At 31.8% G+C, this 20,990-nt stretch carries 23 protein-coding genes; 18 read left to right on the top strand and 5 right to left on the bottom strand.

The genetic code is table 11. The features are described 5' to 3' along the window. Nucleotides 1-10 precede the first annotated feature (10 nt). From ACJJVO_RS12810 to ACJJVO_RS12800, 3 genes are read right to left on the bottom strand one after another with little or no spacing between them, the layout of a single operon-like run. Nucleotides 11-241, bottom strand: coding sequence for a ferredoxin (locus ACJJVO_RS12810; protein WP_405574781.1), 231 nt, complete (start codon nucleotides 239-241; stop codon nucleotides 11-13). Beyond that, nucleotides 241-1,485, bottom strand: a complete 1,245-nt coding sequence (locus tag ACJJVO_RS12805) for a peptidase U32 family protein (protein WP_405574780.1) — start codon at nucleotides 1,483-1,485, stop codon at nucleotides 241-243. Before ACJJVO_RS12805 ends, ACJJVO_RS12810 begins: the two co-directional genes overlap by 1 nt. A 6-nt stretch (nucleotides 1,486-1,491) precedes the next feature. Next, nucleotides 1,492-2,565 (bottom strand): rhodanese-related sulfurtransferase, encoded by a 1,074-nt coding sequence (locus ACJJVO_RS12800; RefSeq protein ID WP_405574778.1) that lies wholly within the window; start codon nucleotides 2,563-2,565, stop codon nucleotides 1,492-1,494. Nucleotides 2,566-3,051: 486 nt separating this feature from the next. On the opposite strand from ACJJVO_RS12800, the gene recA reads away from it, so the two are divergent. From recA to ACJJVO_RS12780, 4 genes are all read left to right on the top strand, one after another. Then, nucleotides 3,052-4,056: a recombinase RecA gene (gene recA, locus ACJJVO_RS12795; RefSeq protein ID WP_405574777.1), complete on the top strand. Its 1,005-nt coding sequence runs from the start codon at nucleotides 3,052-3,054 to the stop codon at nucleotides 4,054-4,056. 102 nt (nucleotides 4,057-4,158) lie between these two features. After that, entirely contained in the window at nucleotides 4,159-4,611 is a 453-nt protein-coding gene (locus ACJJVO_RS12790) for a hypothetical protein (RefSeq protein WP_405574776.1), read from the top strand. A gap of 24 nt (nucleotides 4,612-4,635) precedes the next feature. Continuing rightward, nucleotides 4,636-5,181, top strand: a complete 546-nt coding sequence (locus ACJJVO_RS12785; RefSeq protein ID WP_115815570.1) for an RNA polymerase sigma factor — start codon at nucleotides 4,636-4,638, stop codon at nucleotides 5,179-5,181. A gap of 4 nt (nucleotides 5,182-5,185) precedes the next feature. Further along, nucleotides 5,186-6,763 (top strand): hypothetical protein, encoded by a 1,578-nt coding sequence (locus ACJJVO_RS12780; protein ID WP_405574774.1) that lies wholly within the window; start codon nucleotides 5,186-5,188, stop codon nucleotides 6,761-6,763. A gap of 110 nt (nucleotides 6,764-6,873) precedes the next feature. Here ACJJVO_RS12780 and ACJJVO_RS12775 read toward each other — a convergent pair whose 3' ends face one another. After that, complete coding sequence (locus ACJJVO_RS12775; RefSeq protein WP_405574772.1) at nucleotides 6,874-7,608, bottom strand: lysophospholipid acyltransferase family protein; 735 nt, start codon at nucleotides 7,606-7,608, stop codon at nucleotides 6,874-6,876. A 113-nt stretch (nucleotides 7,609-7,721) separates the two neighbouring features. Between ACJJVO_RS12775 and trpS the strand changes: the two genes are divergently transcribed. Further along, a complete protein-coding gene (gene trpS, locus ACJJVO_RS12770) occupies nucleotides 7,722-8,690 on the top strand; it encodes a tryptophan--tRNA ligase (protein ID WP_405574770.1) in 969 nt (322 codons plus the stop codon). A 343-nt stretch (nucleotides 8,691-9,033) separates the two neighbouring features. Here the strand turns inward: trpS and ACJJVO_RS12765 are convergent, their stop codons facing one another. Further along, a complete protein-coding gene (locus ACJJVO_RS12765) occupies nucleotides 9,034-10,092 on the bottom strand; it encodes a 2Fe-2S iron-sulfur cluster-binding protein (RefSeq protein WP_405574768.1) in 1,059 nt (352 codons plus the stop codon). A 149-nt stretch (nucleotides 10,093-10,241) separates the two neighbouring features. Here ACJJVO_RS12765 and ACJJVO_RS12760 point away from each other — a divergent pair, with 149 nt between their 5' ends. The 13 genes from ACJJVO_RS12760 (at nucleotide 10,242) to atpE (ending at nucleotide 20,895) form a co-directional block, all read left to right on the top strand. Continuing rightward, nucleotides 10,242-10,574, top strand: coding sequence for a PadR family transcriptional regulator (locus ACJJVO_RS12760; RefSeq protein WP_405574766.1), 333 nt, complete (start codon nucleotides 10,242-10,244; stop codon nucleotides 10,572-10,574). Nucleotides 10,575-10,577: 3 nt separating this feature from the next. Further along, nucleotides 10,578-11,231, top strand: a complete 654-nt coding sequence (locus ACJJVO_RS12755) for a hypothetical protein (protein WP_405574765.1) — start codon at nucleotides 10,578-10,580, stop codon at nucleotides 11,229-11,231. After that, nucleotides 11,231-11,863, top strand: coding sequence for a hypothetical protein (locus ACJJVO_RS12750; protein WP_405574763.1), 633 nt, complete (start codon nucleotides 11,231-11,233; stop codon nucleotides 11,861-11,863). Before ACJJVO_RS12755 ends, ACJJVO_RS12750 begins: the two co-directional genes overlap by 1 nt. Before the next feature lie 2 nt (nucleotides 11,864-11,865). Then, complete coding sequence (locus tag ACJJVO_RS12745) at nucleotides 11,866-12,588, top strand: hypothetical protein (protein WP_405574761.1); 723 nt, start codon at nucleotides 11,866-11,868, stop codon at nucleotides 12,586-12,588. Further along, on the top strand, nucleotides 12,589-13,278 hold the full coding sequence (locus ACJJVO_RS12740) for a hypothetical protein (protein ID WP_405574759.1): 690 nt from the start codon (nucleotides 12,589-12,591) through the stop codon (nucleotides 13,276-13,278). Between the two features lie 51 nt (nucleotides 13,279-13,329). Then, complete coding sequence (locus tag ACJJVO_RS12735) at nucleotides 13,330-14,808, top strand: DUF5687 family protein (protein WP_405574758.1); 1,479 nt, start codon at nucleotides 13,330-13,332, stop codon at nucleotides 14,806-14,808. A gap of 14 nt (nucleotides 14,809-14,822) precedes the next feature. Further along, nucleotides 14,823-15,545 (top strand): ABC transporter ATP-binding protein, encoded by a 723-nt coding sequence (locus ACJJVO_RS12730; RefSeq protein ID WP_405574756.1) that lies wholly within the window; start codon nucleotides 14,823-14,825, stop codon nucleotides 15,543-15,545. Between the two features lie 186 nt (nucleotides 15,546-15,731). Beyond that, nucleotides 15,732-18,356 (top strand): tetratricopeptide repeat protein, encoded by a 2,625-nt coding sequence (locus ACJJVO_RS12725; protein ID WP_405574754.1) that lies wholly within the window; start codon nucleotides 15,732-15,734, stop codon nucleotides 18,354-18,356. A 17-nt stretch (nucleotides 18,357-18,373) separates the two neighbouring features. Then, entirely contained in the window at nucleotides 18,374-18,805 is a 432-nt protein-coding gene (locus ACJJVO_RS12720) for a polymer-forming cytoskeletal protein (protein WP_115815557.1), read from the top strand. Next, a complete protein-coding gene (locus tag ACJJVO_RS12715; RefSeq protein ID WP_405574752.1) occupies nucleotides 18,759-19,010 on the top strand; it encodes an AtpZ/AtpI family protein in 252 nt (83 codons plus the stop codon). The genes ACJJVO_RS12720 and ACJJVO_RS12715 overlap by 47 nt, the downstream gene beginning before the upstream one ends. Further along, complete coding sequence (locus ACJJVO_RS12710; protein WP_405574750.1) at nucleotides 19,003-19,395, top strand: DUF6168 family protein; 393 nt, start codon at nucleotides 19,003-19,005, stop codon at nucleotides 19,393-19,395. The genes ACJJVO_RS12715 and ACJJVO_RS12710 overlap by 8 nt, the downstream gene beginning before the upstream one ends. A gap of 87 nt (nucleotides 19,396-19,482) precedes the next feature. Further along, the gene (gene atpB, locus ACJJVO_RS12705) at nucleotides 19,483-20,661 is read left to right on the top strand and encodes a F0F1 ATP synthase subunit A (RefSeq protein ID WP_405574748.1); all 1,179 of its coding nucleotides are present in this window, start codon (nucleotides 19,483-19,485) and stop codon (nucleotides 20,659-20,661) included. A 39-nt stretch (nucleotides 20,662-20,700) separates the two neighbouring features. Continuing rightward, nucleotides 20,701-20,895, top strand: a complete 195-nt coding sequence (gene atpE / locus ACJJVO_RS12700; RefSeq protein ID WP_036825176.1) for an ATP synthase F0 subunit C — start codon at nucleotides 20,701-20,703, stop codon at nucleotides 20,893-20,895. Nucleotides 20,896-20,990 lie beyond the last annotated feature (95 nt).

Raw genomic sequence — 20,990 nt, 5'->3', positions numbered from 1 at the left:
GATTTGTTTGTTAATTAATTTTTACGCTAATAATCTTAACCGGACAGGCTTTTGACGCATTTTCAGAAGCCTCTAAAATAGTAAAATCATTTGATTTTAAAGTAAAAAACCCTTTCTTCTCTTTTGTATTTAGCAAAACAGATTTACCGTCTTTTTTTGACATTTGAAACAGGTTTGGTGCTAATTCTACACAATAGTTACAGCCAATACATTTATTACGTTGTAAGGTAATAACAACCATTATACTTCAACTTTATTTTCTACAATTTTATATAGTTTATCAGATGGCCTAATTCTAAAATCTAAAGGTATAGTAATAGAATCTCCTTTAGTTCCTTTTTTTAATGACTCATCATTAACCAACATTTCTTTTAGCTGAAACTCTTTGGCACCTGTAGTTGGACCAGTAATTAAAATAGTATCATCTATGGAAAGGTCATACGCTTCAATTTTAAACTCTCCAATTTTTGCTTTAGGATAAAAGTGAACACCTTTCCCAATATACACTTTCTTTTGTGTTGCATGGCTGCCTGATCCTTTACTCCACTCACCAAGTTTCTGTCCTAAATAATAACCACTCCAAAATCCACGATTATAAACTTTTTCTAACTCTTGCATCCAAGAAATAACCTGTTCTTTAGAATAATTATCATTCGCTATGCTATCAATGGCTTCTCTGTAACATTTAATAACTTTAGCCACATATTCTGGTGCTCTACCACGACCTTCAATTTTTAAAACTTTTATGCCAGCATCTGCAACTTGATCTAGAAAATCAATAGTACACAAGTCTTTTGGAGACATAATGTATTCGTTATCTAATTCCATTTCCACACCAGTTTCCTGATCTATAACAGTATATTTTTTTCTGCAATTTTGCTTACAAGCACCTCTATTTGCAGACGAGTTGTGCGAATGTAAACTCATATAACATTTACCAGAAACAGCCATACAAAGTGCACCATGACCAAAAATTTCGATTTCAATCAACCTTCCCGAAGGCCCTTTTATTTGGTCTTTTTCAATCTGGTCTGTAATATATTTTACTTGACGCAAACTCAATTCTCTACTCAACACCATAGTATCTGCAAACAATGCGTAGAATTTTACAGTTTCAATATTGGTAATATTAATCTGAGTAGAAATATGCACTTCCATCCCGTGCTCTCTTGCCACAGCAATTACAGCTTGATCCATTGCGATAACTGCAGTAACGTTTGCTTGTTTCGCTTGTTTAATCAATGTTTTTACAATGGATAAATCGTGGTCGTAAATTATGGTGTTTAATGTGAGATAGGTTCTTACATTTTTTGCTTCGCAGCGCTCAACAATTTCTGGCAAGTCGTCTAAAGTAAAATTTATTGTAGCTCTGGCTCTCATATTGAGCTGCTCCACTCCAAAATATATTGAATCCGCACCATTATCTAAGGCTGCCTGCAAGGATTCAAAATTTCCTGCAGGTGCCATTAACTCTATCTTTTGCATAACTATTTAGATATGGTTAGGCTTCATAGTTTCAAAAATATTACGCAAGTCCTTTTTAAAAGGTAAATGATCTGCGCGTCCTTTTTTGAATATATCATTACTATTACCTTGTCCTTTTCTTAAAGCTTTCTGCTCTTCGTATGGTAATTTATTTATCTCCATACAATTTGAAGAGCAGCAGTTTTCCATCTTTTCTTTACAAGAATCACATTGAATAAACAATAAATGGCATGCTTCATTTGCACAATTGGTATGTAAATCTGCAGGCTCACCACATTGGTGACAATTGGCAATAACATCATCAGAAATGCGTTCGGAACGTCTTTCATCAAAGACAAAGTTTTTACCTAAAAATTTATTTTCTAAACCTTCAGATTCAATTTGTCTTACATAATTAATAATACCACCTTCTAACTGAAATACATTTTTAAAACCTTTATGTTTATAATATGCACTCGCCTTTTCACAACGAATTCCACCAGTACAATACATTACTAGTTTTTTATCTTCTTTGTGTTCTCTTAAGTCTTCTTCAATTAAATCTAAAGATTCTCTAAACGTATCTACATCTGGAGTTATGGCATTTTTAAAATGGCCAATTTCACTTTCATAATGATTACGCATATCTACCAAAACCGTATTTGGGTCTTCAATAAGCTCATTAAATTTTTCAGCATTAACGTGAACACCTTTGTTTGTAACATCAAAAGAAGAGTCGTTTAATCCGTCTGCGACTATTTTATTACGCACTTTCACTTTTAGCTTTAAAAAGGCAAAATTATCGTGCTCAACTGCAATATTTAATCTTACATTTTCTAAAAATGAAATGGTATCTAAATGCTTTTTGAAAGGCTCAAAGTTTTCTGCTGGTACAGATAGTTGAGCGTTAATACCTTCGGTTGCCACATAGATTCTTCCTAAGACATCTAATTCGTCCCAAGCTAAAAATAGATGGTTTCTAAAAATTTCGGTATTGTTAATTTTGGCGTACTTGTAGAAAGAGATTGTTAAGCGTTCTTTTCCCGCTTGTTCAATAAGTTCTGCTCTTTCTTTAGCACTTAAGTTATTGTACAGTTGCATGCTATACTAATTTTAAGGTTAAAGAATATTTGAATTGCAAAGGTATTATTTTTAATGAAAAGCCTCTTACTAAGCACAAAAAAAGCACTTTGAAATATTTCAAAATGCTTTTAGATTAACTTACTAACTTAAAATTTAAACTAAAAAGTTAATCTTCATCGGCTTCACAATTGCAGAGGGATAATAAACGGCAACTGAAACACCTAATATTTTAATAACCTTTTTAAAACCAGAACAAATTTAATTTTATCTAAAACAACTAGCTAAAATTCGCTACTCAACTCTAAAGATCACTTCAGAGTTGTTTGTAGCGCATTTCATAGCAATTATTTCCTTTTTCATTTAGTAGATGCAAAAAGTGTAAAATGGTTGCGTTAAAAAATAAAATATTATTATTTTCTTTTTCAGTAATTTCAAAACGAGAAATGAAATAAATAAAATAAGTGGTATTTTTGGAAACAGATTAATTCAGAAAAAAAAGAACAAATGAGTAGCGAAAAAGATGCAAAATTAAAAGCTTTAAAATTAACATTAGACAAGTTAGATAAGGCTTACGGAAAGGGAACAGTAATGAAAATGAGCGATCAGGCTGTAGTAGATGTAGAAGCTATTTCTTCTGGCTCATTAGGTTTAGATATTGCCTTAGGCGTTGGTGGTTATCCAAGAGGACGTGTTATTGAAATATATGGACCAGAATCTTCAGGTAAAACAACGTTAACGCTACATGCTATTGCAGAAGCTCAAAAAGCAGGTGGCATTGCTGCATTTATTGATGCAGAGCATGCTTTTGACCGTTTTTACGCGGAAAAATTAGGAGTAGATATTGATAATTTAATTATATCTCAACCAGATAATGGTGAGCAAGCTTTAGAAATTGCTGATAATTTAATTAGATCAGGTGCTATTGATATTGTTGTTGTCGATTCTGTTGCTGCCTTAACACCAAAAAGTGAGATTGAAGGTGAAATGGGAGATTCTAAAATGGGCTTACATGCTCGTTTAATGTCTCAAGCATTAAGAAAACTTACCGCTTCAATTAGCAAAACTAATTGTACTGTAATTTTTATTAACCAATTACGTGAAAAAATTGGTGTAATGTTCGGTAATCCTGAAACTACAACTGGTGGTAATGCTTTAAAATTCTACGCTTCTGTACGTTTAGACATTAGACGTTCTACACAAATTAAAGATAGTGACAGTAATGTAATGGGTAACAAAACCAGAGTTAAGGTTGTTAAAAACAAAGTAGCTCCACCTTTTAGATTAGCAGAATTTGATATAATGTATGGAGAAGGTATCTCTAAAGTTGGAGAGGTTTTAGATATTGCTGTTGAACATGATATTGTAAAAAAGAGCGGTTCTTGGTTTAGCTACGGAGACACCAAACTTGGTCAAGGTCGTGATGCCGTAAAAATGCTTATTAAAGATAATCCAGATTTAATGGATGAACTAGAAGAGAAAGTTAAAACGCTAATAAAAGAATCTAAGTAAGATATTCTTTAAAAAAATCCTGATGAATTTCAGGATTTTTTTAGTTTTAGACGCAACCCTTTTAGGTTTTTTACATCTATAGGTTGAAATTGATTATGAATTATGAATAAATTTGCCCTATTCGCCTTTCTATTTATCTCCATATTTACATCGTGTAGCATTGAAGATGATACCAACTATAATTTCTATTTAGAAGTTGTACCAATTAATAGTGTAGAGATGCCACAGTACTTTGTACAAGGTGAAATCTATGAAATTAATATAACTTATACACAACCAAATCAGTGTTTCACGTTTAATGATTTTATTTATGAAATCGATGGACAACAAAGAACCGTTGCAGTTGTAAATACGGTATACACAATAGATAATGCCACCTGTGCGGAAAACCCAGAAGAAGTTACTGTTCATTTTGATTTTCATGTTACTAGTAACGAAACTTATATTTTTAAGTTTTACCAAGGAGAAGATGAGCAAGGTACAGATCAATATTACATAGTAGAAGTACCTGTAATGGATGAAAGAACTATTTCTATCGACCCTAATAAAGACTAATTATTAACTAACTCTAAGACTAATGTGAGTTTAGACCAACTCATAAAAAATTGTATTAACAAAAATGCTCAAGCTCAAAGCCAATTATACAAGCAATTTGCAAGTAAATTATTTTCACTTTGTCTTAAGTATTCAAAAAACTATGCAGAGGCAGAGGATAATCTGCATGATGCATTTATAACTATATACAATAAAATAGATCAGTATAATAATAAAGGGTCTTTTGAAGGTTGGTTAAAACGTATTGCCATTAACACGGCATTGCAACGCTATAGAGAAGATGTCGGAGTATACGATATTGTAAATGAAGGAAATATTGAAGACGTTTCTGTAGATATTAATGACGACAATGTAAGTATTGATTTTTTATTAAAAATCATTCAAGAATTACCAGACAGATACAGATTAGTATTTAATTTGTATGTTTTAGACGGTTATTCACATGTTGAAATCAGTGAATTAATAAATATCTCTACCGGAACCTCAAAATCTAACCTAGCAAGAGCGAGGATGATTTTAAAAGAAAAAATAGAAGTTTACAACGCGACCCCAAATTCGCAGAGTTTATAAATAAATGAATGATAATAAAAACATAGATCGACTTTTTCAAGAGAAGTTTAAAGATTTTGAAGTTGCACCTAATGATGCAGTTTGGGATCGTATAAACGAAAGTCTTCCTAAGAAAAAGAAAAAACGAAGAGTTATTGCCCTTTGGTGGCAAATTGGCGGAGTTGCAGCAGTAATTGCATTAATGATCACTGTTGGTGTTTCGGTGTTTAATACTGATGAAAATAACTCTCAAGAATTTCCTGTGGCAAATACAGATGAAACCGACAATATATTAGAAAAAAACAATGATAATACCTCAACGCCTAAGAAAGACATTGAGCTAAATGTTGCTAAGGATAATAATTCAAAAATTGTAGATTCAAACTCAGACAATAAAGAAAAACCAAATTCAAAAGAATCTGATAATAATCTTCAAAAAGCAAATCCTTCACATCAATTAACAACTTCAAATCATGCTAATCAAAGTGATAATGTTGCTACCAATGATTCTAATGTAAAAGACAAAACTAAAGCAACCCAAAAGCACCTTACCACTTCACCTGTAAAAGATGACAAGAACAACACTAAAGTTGCACATAAAAAGGCTTCTAATTCAACTTTAAATAAAGCCGATAAAACGCCTCTTAAATCTGAGGCAGAAAGAAAGTCTACGATTAAAAAGACCATTGAAGAAAACAAAAGTGCTATTGCTGAAAATATCTCAACAGAAAAAACAGCAACTGACATAACTCAAACAGATTTAAATGAAACTGATGATCAAAAATCTGAAAACCTATTAATTGAAGATTCAAAAAAAGAATCTATTAATGAAGCTATAGCAGAAAATAACGAAATTATTGAAGAAGAGAAAGAAAATGAACAAAACAGGTGGAGCATTGCACCAAATGTTGCGCCTGTTTATTTTAGCTCTTTGGGTCAAGGGTCTGCTTTAGATAAGCAATTTAAGGAAAATTCTAAAAGCAGTGATATTAATATGAGTTATGGTATTGCTGGTAGCTATGCTGTATCTAAAAAATTAAAAGTTAGAATAGGTGTTAATCGTGTTAACCTTAGTCAAACTACATCAGATGTTTATGCTTTCACTGGTGCAGAAACCGCAGCTAGAGGTATTGATGCAGAATTTAAAAATATTTCATTTAAAGGAGGTGAACAACACATTTCACTTATGAGTTCTAGCATGATGAATAGAGCGTCTACTCCAGAATTATTTAACACAAAATTTGCTGGTAATATTGACCAAAATTTTGGTTTTATTGAAGTGCCTTTAGAATTGGAATATAGCGTATTAGATAAAAAAATTGGAATTAATATTATTGGTGGATTTAGTACTTTTATTTTAAATGAAAATGAAATTTATGCAGACGTTGATGGTACAACAACATTAATCGGAGAAGCAAATAATATAAAAAACACAAGTTTTAGTGCCAATTTTGGTTTAGGAATAGATTACAACCTTTCAAAAAAATGGAATGTTAATCTTGAACCAACATTTAAGTATCAAATAAATACATTTAATGACACATCGGGAGATTTTAGACCGTTCTTCATTGGTGTCTATACAGGATTAAGTTATAAGTTTTAGGTTAGGTTATTGCAACAAAAAAGCTATGATGAACGCAATGATGACAAAAGCCACTCTTGGTTGGAGTGGCTTTTTTTTATGCTTTAACTATACCTGTAAGATTATGAAATCTATTTTAGATCCGTTAAATCTTTCAAAATTATAGATCTTGCTTTTTCATTAAGAGATTTTGTATCTTCAATAGATAACCCTTCGGTAGGTAAAAATTCATGAATCTTAGCTCGCATTTTACCAGGACTACCACTAAAAAAAGTATATGAGAATCGTTTTTTATTATCATAAAATGTAATAGGCACTACCGGAATATTATGATTTATAGCTAAGCGAAATGCTCCATCTTTAAATGAATCTAATACAATGTGTTCTTCTGGCACTCCTCCTTCTGGAAAAATACAAATACTAGATCCTTGTTTGATGCGTCTTTGTGCTCTTAAAAATACAGCTTGTCTACTTTTTGCACTACTTCTATCCACAAGAATACATGTGCGTTTATAAAAGAATCCAAAAAGCGGAATTTTTGTCAATTCTTGTTTACCAACAAACACAAAAGGATTTTTCACAGCTACTAGCATTAGCATAATATCTGCCATTGAGGTATGGTTAGCCACAAACATGTAACTTTTATTAGGGTCTAATTTTTCTTCGCTAGTTATTTTATATGCAAAACCCATACCTATTAAAATAAACTTGGACCAAATACGCGCAAGCTTAAAAAAATATGGGTACCACGCCTCTTTTGAGATAGAAATAATGAGCAAAGGAAACATTACAATAATCGGAATTGCGACCAAAATGTAAAACCAAATACGATATAAAAGCCAAAATGGATATTTAAAAAATGCCATAACACCAAAACTAGTTAATTAAATTAAATGACTTCTTATAGTTCTACTAAAAAATTTACCTTTGTTTTTTCGTTTAACAATTAAAGAGATTCCCATTTTGGTGGGAAATGAATATGGCAAGAATATTAACAGGAGTACAAAGTACTGGCACACCACATTTAGGAAACATTTTAGGAGCAATATTACCAGCAATAGAAATGGCAAACGACGCTAAAAATGATTCGTTTCTATTTATTGCTAATCTACATACGCTAACTCAAATTAAAGATGCAGAAGCATTAAGAAATCACACGTATTCTGTTGCTGCAACTTGGTTGGCCTTCGGATTAGATATTGAAAAGACAGTATTTTACAGACAAAGTGATATTCCGCAAGTTACTGAACTCTCATGGTATTTAAGTTGTTTCTTCCCATACCAACGTTTAACATTAGCCCATGGCTTTAAGGATAAGGCAGATCGTTTAGAAGACGTAAACGCAGGCTTATTTACCTACCCAATGTTAATGGCTGCAGATATCTTATTATATGATGCAGAAATTATTCCCGTTGGAAAAGATCAATTACAGCATATTGAAATGACACGTGATGTCGCTTCTCGTTTTCATGCAAAAATGGGTGAGACTTTTGTGTTACCTGAAGGTAAAATACAAGAAAACGGTATGCTTATACCAGGAACTGATGGTGAGAAAATGAGTAAAAGTAGAGGTAACTTCATTAATATCTTTTTACCAGACAAACAACTACGAAAAAAAATAATGTCTATTGAGACGGACAGCACACCACTTGAAGAACCTAAAGATTGGGCTACATGTAACTGTTTTGCTATTTATAGTTTATTAGCATCTGAAGCTCAAATTGCAGACATGAAAGCCAATTACGAAGGTGGAAATTACGGTTACGGTCACGCTAAACAAGCCTTATATGAATTGGTAGTAGAACGTTTTGAAAAGCAAAGAGAACGCTACCATTATTATATGGATAATCTTGAAGAGATTGATTCAGCTTTAGCTAAAGGTGCTGCAAAAGCAAAGCTTGTAGCAGATGACGTTTTAAATCGTGTTAGAGTAAAAGTTGGTTATTGATAATCTTTTTTTGATATGAATTATAAAAAACAATACATCAGCCCAATCCTAACTAGTATTGCAATGATATTGTTGTTAATTTCGAGATTAATTAGTGAAACATCCATGGATTGGCTAGGTTACTTAGCAATTGCAGTGCTTGTTGCTTGTATTATTAGCATTATTATGATGTATAAACAATCAGCATCAAAGTAGGATAATCTTCATTATTTACTACTAGTCAGTTTATACTAGTTAAAAAAATATCTAGACCACTTCTTTAAAAGTAAAAAGACCATTAATGTTTTTATCACATCAATGGTCTTTTATTCTTTGTTCTATAAACGAAGTGATTTTAATCTATTTAAACATCATCATAATCTACAGCAATAGTCGCTGAAGTAGGATGCGCTTGGCAAGTTAATATCAAACCTTCTGCAACTTCACTATCTGTTAAAATATTATTCTGACGCATTTCTGCAGTGCCTTCTGTTATTTTAGCAATACAACTACTACAAATACCACCTTGGCAAGAATATGGTGCATCAATATCTTGTTTTAAAGCTGCATCAAGAATGGTTTGTTTCTGAGACATATTAAATTCAAATTCCTCTTCATCAACTATAACTTTTATTTTAGTTTGTCCAGACGGTAAGTCTGCAGGAGTATCAGAACTTGTTTCTACAGGCGCTGTAAATAATTCAAACTTAATTGCTTTTTCTTTTACACCATTTTCAATTAATACATCTTTTACAGTATGAATCATTTGTTCTGGTCCACAGAGATAGAAATTTTCTATGGTAACACCTTTGTATTTGTTTTTTACGATGAGGTTCACTGTACTTTTTTCAATACGTCCAAATAAAGCATCAGTTTCTTGAGCCTGACTGTAAATAAAATGGGCATGAAAACGATTATCGTACTGTTTTTTTAATTGCAATAATTCGTCCACAAACATGGCATCAGCTAAGGTTTTATTACCGTAAACTAAAATGAAGTTACTAAAAGGCTCTTCTTCTAAAAGCGTTTTAGCAATACTTAGTACAGGTGTAATTCCGCTTCCTGCAGCAAAGGCGGCAATAGTTCTTGTTTTGGCAGCATTAGCTTCAAAAACAAAACGACCATTTGGTTCGGCCACTTCTAATGTATCACCAGCTTTTAAAGTAGTGTTAGCATAAACAGAAAATGTTCCATTTTCAACTGTTTTTACAGCCACAGTAACGTTTCCACTATTTTGAGAAGCACAAATAGAGTAATCTCTACGAATGTCTTCGCCATTTATAGTCGTTTTTAAAGTGATGTATTGTCCGGCTTTAAAGCTGAATTTTTCTTTAATATTTTCAGGAATATCAAAGGTTATAGCAACAGAGTTGTCCGTTACTTTATCAACTGATTTTATAGTGAGTGAATGAAAATGTGACATTATAAATAATTTTTTGCAAAGATAAACATTTCTATTACAGACCTGACAAAGACCTGCAAGGTTTTACCATCCTTGTAGGTCTATAAAATAACAAAACACATACCTAAGTTTCTTATACATAAGAAAATTATGTATATATTTGTAATACTATGAGCAATTCAAAATTATATAAAGGAAGTTTAACGACCATCATTTTAAAGCTGTTAAATGAGCACGATAAAATGTATGGTTACGAGATTACCCAAAAGGTAAAGGCATTGACTAAAGGTGAACTAAAAATAACTGAAGGCGCACTTTATCCTGCATTACATAAGTTAGAGGCGGAAGGCTTATTAGATGTTGAAGTTGCAAAAGTAGATAATCGTCTGCGTAAATATTACAAGCTCACGGAAACCGGAACAAAGGAAACCGTTAACAAGCTTGAAGAATTAGCAGAGTATATTAAAACAATGCAAACTCTAGTAAACCCTAAATTAGCTTAGGTTATGATGAGATTAGAAAAAGAGGACATACAATTTATAGATACATATTTAGAAAATTCTGATGTTGTTTTTGCTGATATTAGAATGGAAATGGTAGACCATGTCGCTTCAGATATAGAAGACAGAATGAATACTGGAGATACTAGAAGTTTTTACGATGTGTTTAAAGATTATATGTTAGAAAATAAAAAGGTGTTATTGGACAACAATGACAAATTTGTGAAACAAACTACAAAAAAATTATCTAATCAATTATTAAAATCATTTTTCTCAATTAAGTCTTTTCTGGTGGTGGTAGTATTTACAGCTATCATTTATTTTTGTTTCAATAATTACGATTCCGAACTGATGAAAAACGTATTATTAATTAGTATGGTATTTTTAATTATTGCTCCTGCTTTCTGTTACTTTTTTGCTCTAAAAAAATTCAGCAAAAACCGTTTTTCGGGAATAGAAAGATTAGGGTTTTTCTTCAGTTTTTTTCTTCAATTTATAAACATCGTTAATATTACAGGTACAAACTTTATAAAAAACCCAAACTATCTTTTACTGACGAGTATTGTTATGGCTTTAGTTTTTACTTTTATTTTAGTTTTTATAAGACTAGGTGTTTTAACATTTAAAGATTATCAATATCGTTATAATAATTTGTGTTAATGATGAAACTAACTAAAGAAGATATTCAATTTATAGATAAATTCCTTTTTGATAAAGGGATAAAATATATAGATGTTAGAACCGAATTAATTGATCATTTGGCTTCTGATTATGAAGAACATTCACAGATAATTGAGTTAAAAGATTATTTGAATTCTAAAAATACATTCATTGACGAGTTTACCAAAAAACACAAAAGTATAGTGCATTGGAGATATCAAAAATTATTATGGATTGTTTTTTTTCAATTCTTTTATAAAATAAAACGAATATTTATTTTGCTTGGGTTCTTAGCGATAAGCTATTTAATAGCTACTAAATTCAGTGTTATAACAGCTCAAAGAGCTTATTCAATTATATTAATCTCATTTATTTTGTATGCATTAATAATACAAATTAAAGATAGAAAAGTGGTTAAAAACACGCAGTTAGCACAATCTCTATTTGTAGTGATGTCATTGCCATCTGTGTTTTTTTATCTTTCATTTGGGATAAAAGAGACTTTACAAGCCAATCCTTTGGTTATGTATTGTTATTTTACTTTGGCTATTCTATTAGCCTACTCGGCTATTACCATTATAAAAAATGAAAGATTGGCTGTTTTAACTAGGTATAATGAATTGGTAAATTGAAGATGAAACTAACTAAAGAAGAAATACAATTCATAGACAACTACCTCATTAAAAACGAGGTGAAGTTTTGGGATGTGCGTTTAGAATTACTAGACCATATTGTTTCTGCTGTTGAAGACAAAATGACTAACGATGGTATTTCTTTTAATGAAGCTTTACTTGATGTTCATAGAGGTTTTGGGAATCAGTTTATAGAATTTGGTGTTTCAAAAGATAAGATTTTTGAAAAAGGATTGTATCAAAGCAATATTGGGTTTAAGAAGTTTACGAGACAAAAACAAAAAGAACTAGGCAGAAAGTATAGAAAAATCACTTGGAAACAACTTAAAATAAAGCTCACTAGTGTAAAGTTTTTAATGGAATATATAGTCCTTATTCTGTTCTTTGTTTTTATTTATAAGTATTTTCCAAAAGCTTGTTTTTTTACAGGATTGTTAGTGTTGGTACTTCCTACTTTCTATTCTGCTTATTATTATTTTAAAAATAAATCTACGCGAAAATCCTTAAACTTTGCGATGGCTACAAGTTCAGCAATGGCAGTTTGGTCAATTTATAACCTTTCATTCTACATATTAAAGGAGAATTATGATAATGTTGCTGATATGCCTCAGATTTATTTTGTAATTGTTGCGTGCTTGTTTTATCCGATGATAAGAATAAATCTTGAAGTTTATAAAAAAGTTTATGAGGAAAATAAGCGAACCTACAACCTTAAATTATCCTAAATGAAACTTACAGAACCTCAAATACAAGAACTATACACATTTACAAGACAACATTTTGTAGAACATTACGATTTACAAACCGAACTCGTAGACCATTTAGCCAATGATATTGAGCAGCAATGGCAAGTTCAGCCCAAACTCACTTTTGAAGATGCTAAAAACAAAGCTTTCAAAAAATTCGGCATTTTTGGTTTTATGGATGCCATTGAGCAAAAAGCAAAAGCTATAAACAAACGCTACATGAAGTATTTGTGGAACGAACTTAAAAAATGGTTTGAAATCCCTCAGATTATAGCCACTATTAGTTTGTTTTTAATATTTTATTTGACCTTTTCTTCAAAATATGCAGCTATTTTTTCTGTAATATTTTTTATCGTCATTGCCGCGTTCGTAATGTTTAAAAGTATTGGACTGAATAGACAGTTTAGACGGAGAAAAGAAATATCTAACAAAAAATGGATGCTTGAAGAAATAATTTACAAGCAAGCAGGCGGAACATCCTTGGTTTTCTTATCTCAGGTTTATAATATATTTACTGTTTCAGATACATTATTAACCAACGTTTACGCTATTATTGGTTTGTCTTTAGCCTTCACAGCTATGGTGTTAATTAATTATATTAGTTTTGATATCATACCAAACAAAGCCGAAAAACTATTAAACGAAACCTATCCAGAATTTAGTTTGTAACAAATTTCTGTTTTTTAATACTTACTACATAAACCAACCCATCATTACACTATGATAAAACATTTTCTCAATCTCGAATGGAAACAATATTTCCGTTCGTCGTATTGGCAGAAAAATATGGCTATTAATATCTTAATGGTATTTTTTGCACTCTATTTTGTTGTCATGTTCCTACTCTTAGGCTTTGGACTACTTTTTATTCTTAAAGAAACATTTCCAGATCAAGATCCTTTTGTCATTGTAAATGGATTTGTTTTTTACTGGGTTATAGGCGACTTAATGATGCGTTTCTTTTTACAGAAACTACCAGTTATGAGTGTTAAACCATTATTAACACTACCTATTAAACGCTCAACAGTTGTAAATTATGTCTTAGGAAAATCAGTAGTATCCTTTTTTAATCTTCTACCACTATTTGCTATCATTCCTTTTAGCATTATGCTAATAAGAGATGGCTTCTCTACTTCTATGGTATTAACATGGATGTTCACCATGATTATTTTGGTACTCATTATAAATTTTTTAAACTTTATTATTGAAGCCTTTTCTGCTGAGAAAGAATTATCTGTTCTACCTATTATTTCAGTTGTTGGTGTTTTATTTGGCTTAAATTATTTTGGTGTACTTCCAATGACCACATTAATTGGTGATGCACTTATGGCAATTGCTAATAATCCAGTCCTAGTATTAATTCCTTTAGCAATTTTAGCATTATGCTACGCCTTCAACTTTAAAATTTTAAGAAGTAAACTATTTTTAGATAGCTCATTAAAATCTAAAGTAACTGAAGTCAATGCTGCAGATTTATCTTGGACCAAGCGTTTTGGAGATGTTGCGCCATTTATGCAATTAGACTTAAAACTCATTTGGAGAAACAAACGTACCAAGTCTATGACATTTTTGTTGCTCATTGGTGTGCTTTACGGTTTGTTCTTTTACCCGCAACCTATGTATAGAGAAATGACTTTTATGTCTGCCTTTATTGGGATATTTTCAACTGGATTTTTCTTAATCAACTTCGGGCAATTTATTCCAGCTTGGGATAGTGGTTACTACAAACTGTTAATGAGTCAAAACATTAAATACGAACAATACTTACGTTCAAAATTCATCTTAATGGTGATTAGTGTGGTGCTTTTGTTTGTTTTGGGAATTCCATACGTGTATTTTGGTTATAAAATCTTAATCGCACATTTTGCAGCAGCTATTTATAATATTGGTGTAAATACGCATGTAATACTTTGGGGAGGATCCTTCAATCGTAAAAAAATAGAATTAGATAAAAAAGCAGCCTTTAATTATCAAGGCACAGGAGCTGTACAATGGCTAATTGGTATTCCTTTAATGTTGATGCCAATGGCCTTATTTGGATTGGTTAATTGGCTAGTAGGATTTGGAGCTGCGGCAGCTTTACTAATCATACTCGGAATTACAGGCATTGTTTTTCATAAAAAATTAATGAAAGGCATTACCAAAAAATATCTCGATTCTAAATACAAAATGATTAACGCCTTTAGTCAAGACAACTAATAATACATCGCATTATGATATATACAAAAGACCTTTCAAAAACATATAACGGAACTACAGTTCTTAATATTGAAGAATTAACCATTCCTAAAGGCCAAAGTTTTGGTTTGGTAGGAAATAATGGAGCTGGTAAAACAACTTATTTTAGTCTATTACTCGATTTAATTCAACCCACAACAGGTAACATAACAAGTAATGGTGTGGTTGTAAATGAAAGTGAAGATTGGAAACCTTTTACCTCTTCTTTCATTGACGAAAGCTTCTTAATTGGCTACTTAACACCAGAAGAATATTTCTATTTCATTGGCGAACTACGTGGGCAAAACAAGGCTGATGTAGATAGTTTAACAGCTAAGTTTGAAGATTTTTTTAACGGAGAAATTATAGGAAAGAAAAAATACCTTAGAGATTTAAGTAAAGGAAACCAAAAGAAAGCCGGAATTGTGGCAGCCTTAATTGGTAATCCTGAAGTAATTATTTTAGATGAGCCTTTCGCTAACCTAGATCCAACAACACAAATAAGATTAAAACAAATTATAAAAGATTTAGCCGAAAAACAAGGCGTTACTGTTTTAGTCTCTAGTCACGATTTAATGCATGTTACAGACGTTTGCGAGCGTATTGTTGTGCTAGAAAAAGGAAATGTGATTAAAGATTTAGAAACCAATCCTACAACTTTAAAGGAACTTGAAGCACATTTTGGAAGTAGTGCAATTGCTTCTCAAGAAGAAGAATAACAATAATTCACTAAAACTTAAAGCGCTTAACAGATCTGTTACGCGCTTTTTTTATGCTTCAACATATAGTATTACCTCGAAAAACCTTGAAATAAGATCGAAAATTCAAAAAGATCCTTATTTTTACGTCCTAACACACTAAACAGGGTGTTTTTCAGTTATCTATTAACCAAATAGAACCAACGTTTGAAAACCTATTACAATATTATACTATTACTTTTTTGTGTGGCATTGCTTACCCAAAGCTGTTCACCCAGAAAAGATAAATTTATTAACCGAAAATTTCATGCTTTAGGCACTAAATACAATGTGCTTTATAACGGAAATATTGCCTTACAACGCGGAATTGATGGAGTAAATAATGAGTTCACCGAAAACTTCTGGGAACTTTTGCCTATAGAACGTATGAATGTGTCCGAAGATATATTTATGCCTGGACAAACCAAAAATGCAGACTTTGAACGTGCCGAAGAAAAAGCCATTAAAGCCATTCAGGTACATGGAATGAATTTTGGTGGTAAAGAAAAAAACCCTCAAATTGATGAAGCCTATTTACTTTTAGGTCAAGCACGTTACTTCGATCAGCGATTTGTACCAGCAATGGCAGCTTTCAACAATATTTTAAACAAGTATCCAACAAGCGATAAAATTAACCAAGTAAAAATCTGGCGCGAAAAAACAAGCATGCGTTTAGACAATGATGCTGGTGCCATTGAAAAATTAAAACGATTACTTAAAGAAGAAAATATTGAAGGCCAAGATTTAGCAGATGCATCTGCTGCATTAGCACAAGCCTATCTTAATACAAAATCTAACGACAGTGCCATTGCACAATTAGCCATTGCCGCAGAAAACACAAAAGTAAAAAGAGAAAAAGCGCGTTATCATTTTATTAAAGGACAATTATATAATGAATTCGGGAAAAAAGACAGTGCAAACATAGAGTTTGATGCCATTATAGAAATGCATCGTCAAGTACCAAGATCTTTTTACATTAATGCACATCTTGAAAAATCATACAACACCAACTTTTCAGGTGAGGATGATATTGAGTTTCAAGAATATCTCACAGAGTTAGAAGAAAACAGAGAAAACAGACCATTTTTAGACAAAATCTATTTCCGTATTGCAGAATATCATCGCAATAAGATATCAGATAGTTTAGCAGAAGTTTATTATAATAAATCTCTAAGAAAAACAACTTCCGACAAATACTTAAGATCTCTTAACTACGAAACGCTAGGGAATATGTATTTTGATAAAAATATATATAAAACAGCTGGAGCATATTATGATTCTACTCTAACAGCAATGGTTATTAACACCAAACCATATAGAATCATAAAAAAGAAACGCGAAAATCTCGACGATGTCATCTATTACGAAGGTATTGCACAAACTAACGATAGCATTTTAAAAATGGTGAGTCTTCCAAAGACTGAGCAATTGGCTATTTATACAAAATTTGCAGAAGACCAGCGCTTAAAGGCTTTAGAAGAACAAGAACAGCAAGAAAAAGCTTTAAAACAACAGAAAAGCCAACCTGCTTTATCTAATAATTTCGATAAAAGAAATCCACAATTTAGTCAAAAGAATCAGGGAAATCCACCAGGTATGACTAGAGATTTTCAATCTGGTACAAGCAGCAAAAGCGGTAGTAGCTTTTATTTTTATAATTCAACAACTGTAGCATACGGTAAAGGCGAATTCTTAAAAGTTTGGGGAGATCGTAAATTACAAGACAATTGGAGACATTTAAGCGATCGCACTAATAGTGCCAATACTACAAAAAACGATAGTATTACAGATACCGTTGTTGTAGACACCAGATTTAATCCTGAAACTTATTTAGCATCATTACCAACAGAACAAACTGAGATAGATAGCATTGCAAAAGAGCGCAACTTTGCTTATTACCAACTAGGAATTATTTACAAGGAAAAATTTAAAGAGTTTGGATTGTCTAAAACTAGGTTTGAAAACCTATTAGAAAACAAACCAGAAGACCGTTTAATTTTACCATCAAAGTATAATTTATACCGTGTTTATATCGAGTTAGGACTAAATCAAAAAGCAGAAGCCATGAAAATGGCAATTATTAATGATTACCCTGAGTCGCGTTATGCCGAAATCCTATTAAATCCACAATCTGAATTATCTAAGGATGAAAATAGTCCAGAAGCAATTTACACCAAACTCTACAAACAGTTTACAAACGAGGAATATGCGTCTGTAATAACAGAAGCAGAAGCACAAATTAAGCGATTAGAAGGAGATGCTTTTGTTCCTAAATTCGAAATTTTAAAAGCATCCGCCAAAGGAAGGCTTTTCGGTTTTGAAGCCTATAAAGAAGGAATTAACTATGTTGCTTTAACTTATGCTAATACTGAAGAAGGAAAAAAGGCACAAGAGATTATTACAAATGCATTTCCGGTTTTAGCTAAAAAGAAATTTATTGCAGATGATGATGCAAAGCAGTTTAATGTCATTTTTCAATTCGAAAATAATTCAGGAGAAGATATTGAAGCATTTATAAAGACTTTAGATGAAGAAGTCGCAAAAATAGAATACTTTGACCTCAGTACATCTAAAGATGTTTACAACGAAAACACTACATTTGTAGTAGTTCATGGATTAAAAAGTATAGGTGGAGCAAAAGGATTTGCCGAATTGCTTAAAACAGAAGAAAAAGACAAAAAAGGACGCGTAGTAAAACCTAAAATTACACGACCATTTTTTGCAATTTCATCGCCAAACTATGCGATAATTCAACGACATAAAAATTTAAATGCGTATTTAGAATTACAGTAATTTAAAACCAAATCAACATGTTTTCTTCAGACAGAAAAAAACCAAAACAACAAGGCACCATGGAAACAAGTTCACAGCAAAATATAATTGCACAAGGCACTAAAATTGTAGGAGATATTGCAAGCCAAGGGCCATTTAGAATTGACGGAACCGTAGAAGGTAATGTAAAAACTTCTGGTAAAGTAGTGGTTGGCAAATCGGGTTACATAAAAGGAACTTTACAAGGTGAAAATGCCGATTTTGAAGGTAAATTTTCGGGTAAGCTTATTTTATCTGGTACATTGTCCTTAAAATCTACGGCACACATTGAAGGTGAAGTACATATTACAAAACTAGCTGTAGAACCAGGCGCAACATTTAATGCTACTTGTAGTATGAAAGGTACAGTTAAATCATTATCTAATGAGCCAAGCAGACCACAACAAGCGCAAAGTGCCCAAGCCAAATAAAAAAGGTCCAAGTAAATTTTTAAGATTTACATCAGTTGCTTTTCAAATGGGAGGCACCATTTTTCTTGGAAATTACTTAGGGAAATGGTTAGATGTCAAATACGATAAAGATTTCTGGGAGACTACAATTACGCTTTTATCAGTATTTGCTTCAATGTATTTAGTGATTTCTCAAGTTATAAAAGTATCAAAAGAAGATGATTAAGTCACTCATATTATATATCATATCTTTTATGGTATTATTTTTACTTATTCACCTTTCTCAAGATTATATTCTCAATCACTTTAATTTTTCAGTTAGATATAACCTTTGGGATACCAACCTGTTTTTTGCGATATCATCTTTGGTAATCTGTTTTCATTTTAAATTCTTTTCATTTATAAAAAGCCTTCAACCGCAATTAGGTTTCATTTATTTACCCACACTTTTTATCAAAGGCATCTTGTTTTTTATAATGTTTCAATCTTCAGTATTTGATTTAAACGTTTTAACAACAGCTGAACGACTGAACCTTTTAACTCCATTAATCTTATTCTTAGGACTAGAGGTGTTTTTTGTCGTTAAAATCATTACGAAAAACGAGGTCTGAATTTTAAATATAAAAAGGTATTGTTATTTTAATAAATTACGTACTTTTGCACGGAATTTGAGACGATTTTTTTTTGATTTTATAATGATGAAGATATTTCAACAAAGTTTAAAAAGTTTAGCACTAGTATTATTGGTGTTTCTTCCTACTACTATTTTTGCTCTTAACGAAGGAGAAGATGGTGGTCAGGTAGATACGAAGAAGGAGGTGGAAGATTATATTCTACATCACATTCAAGATTCTCACGATTTCTCTTTATTTTCTTATACAAGTGATGAGGGAGAGCGTAAGCATTTTGGATTTCCATTACCAGTAATTCTTTGGTCTTCTGATGGATTAAAAACATTTATGTCTTCTGAGTTTCATCATAATGATGACGGACATGTTATTGTTGAAAAAGATGGCGTAAAATTCGCAAAGATTCATTCAAAAATATATGAATTAGATACGGATGCATCTGCTGTAAACTTTGATGCGGATCATCACGCTACTAACGGTCATAAAGTTTTAGATTTTTCAATAACGAAAAGTGTATTTGGTGTTTTAGTTATTGGATTATTAATGTTGTTCTGGTTTTCTAGTTTAGCAAGACAGTATAAGAAAAAACAAATACCTACAGGATTTGGTCGTGTGTTAGAACCTTTAGTGCTTTACGTTAGAGATGAAATTGCTAGACCAAACATTGGTGAAAAGCATTACCGTAAGTTTACAGGATATCTTTTAACTGTGTTTTTCTTTATATGGTTTTTAAATTTAGCTGGTTTAACGCCTTTAGGTTTTAATGTTACTGGTCAATTAGCAGTAACAGCTTGTTTAGCAATATTTACACTTGTAATATATACGGTAAGCGGAAATAAAGATTATTGGATGCACATTTTGTGGATGCCTGGTGTACCAGTCTTAATTCGTCCTGTATTAGCTATTATTGAATTAGCAGGTGCTTTAATCATTAAACCATTCTCATTATTAGTGCGTTTATTCGCTAACATTTCGGCAGGTCACATTGTTGTAATGAGCTTAATAGCTATTATGTTCACCTTAAAAGAATCATTAGGTGTTGTAGGAGCAACTGGTTTATCATTTGTATTATCATTTTTTATATTACTAATTGAAGTATTAGTCGCGTTTTTACAAGCGTATATATTTACAATGCTTTCAGCTTTATTTATTGGTATGGCTGTAGCAGAACATGATCACGAGCATGAGCACGATGATCATGGACACGAAGTTCCTGACGCGCAAGACGTAAGAGGAGATTTCATTTAATAAGAGTTTTTTTTAATTTAACTATAAATATTTTTTACAATGGTAACTTACAATTTAATTGGTGCTGGATTAATCGTAATCGGAGCAGGTATTGGACTTGGTCAAATTGGTGGAAAAGCAATGGAAGGTATTGCTCGTCAGCCAGAAGCGACTGGTAAAATCCAGACAGCGATGATTATCATCGCAGCACTTTTAGAAGGTTTAGCATTTGGAGCTTTATTCTTAGGAAAATAAGAACCAAATCAAAATTACAAAAACACTATCCTGTAACGGTTGGTTACAGGACGTGTTTTTAAATTAAAAAAAAAGACAAAACACATAATTACTTA

Origin of the sequence: Winogradskyella sp. Asnod2-B02-A, assembly GCF_045063645.1 — a bacterium.
Lineage (GTDB): Bacteria > Bacteroidota > Bacteroidia > Flavobacteriales > Flavobacteriaceae > Winogradskyella.
This window is presented reverse-complemented; position numbering and strand designations above follow the sequence as displayed.